Consider the following 938-nt stretch of genomic DNA (forward strand, 5'->3'; position numbering starts at 1 on the left):
CGGTGCTTTTTCCACGCATAAAGCCTGTTTCTTTATCGAATAGGTGTGTGTAGGCTTCTGAACGCTTCAAGAAGAAATCAGCGTCTTCTGTCTTGCCCAATGCCTTAGCCATTTGTGCTACACACCAATCGTCATAAGCATATTCAAGGGTAATAGTAACTGACTCGTCTACGCCTGCATTATAGGGAATATAACCGTATTTCTTGTAGGCTTTAAGTCCACGGTCATCTTGCATCATAGTGGTCTTCATTGCCTCATATGCCTTTTCAGCATCAAAGCCACGTATGCCCTTTAGATAGGCTTCTGCAATTACCGCAACAGAATGGTAACCTGTCATTGTATTGGTTTCGTTGCCATAAAGCGTCCAAACAGGTAATACTTTATGCACCTGATAGTACGCCAACATCGAGTTGATAATATCAGCTGTAACTTTGGGCTGCAAAAGCGTAAGCAGTGGATGCTCTGCACGGAAAGTATCCCAAAGAGATAAGGTAGAATAGGCAGTGCCCTCTGTACGGACTGTCTCATCATTTTGTAATCTAAACCATCCATTCTTATCAGAGAAAGTAACAGGGGCTACTTGTGCGTGATAAAGAGCCGTATAGAATATCGTTTTGAGCGAATCTACTGGTGTTTCTACTACTATGCTACTAAGGGTCTTCTCCCATTGTTGTTGCGCAGCCTCTTTGGTCTTATCGAAGTTAAGTTCGTCATAGTACTCTAAGTTATCAAGTGCTCCGTCCTCACTCACTGATGATACAGCCACTTTTAGCTCTAACTTCTCATCAGTATTATCAAAGAAGATTTGCCCTGAAGTAACATCTTCTTTATGCTTTTGATAGGTAATATCCTTTATCGGTTTAGAGAACTGAATAGCAAAGAACACTTTTTGGTTTTCAGCCCAGCCAGTACTATAACGATAACCTGTAATAATATTG

1 protein-coding gene is annotated in these 938 nt (G+C 41.3%); it reads right to left on the bottom strand.

Annotation, left to right across the window (positions count from 1 at the left end):
- On the bottom strand, positions 1-938 hold a 938-nt coding region (locus HMPREF9441_RS16985), incomplete at both ends, for a GH92 family glycosyl hydrolase (RefSeq protein ID WP_008623327.1).

The sequence above is a fragment of the Paraprevotella clara YIT 11840 genome, from assembly GCF_000233955.1.
GTDB classification, from domain to species: domain Bacteria; phylum Bacteroidota; class Bacteroidia; order Bacteroidales; family Bacteroidaceae; genus Paraprevotella; species Paraprevotella clara.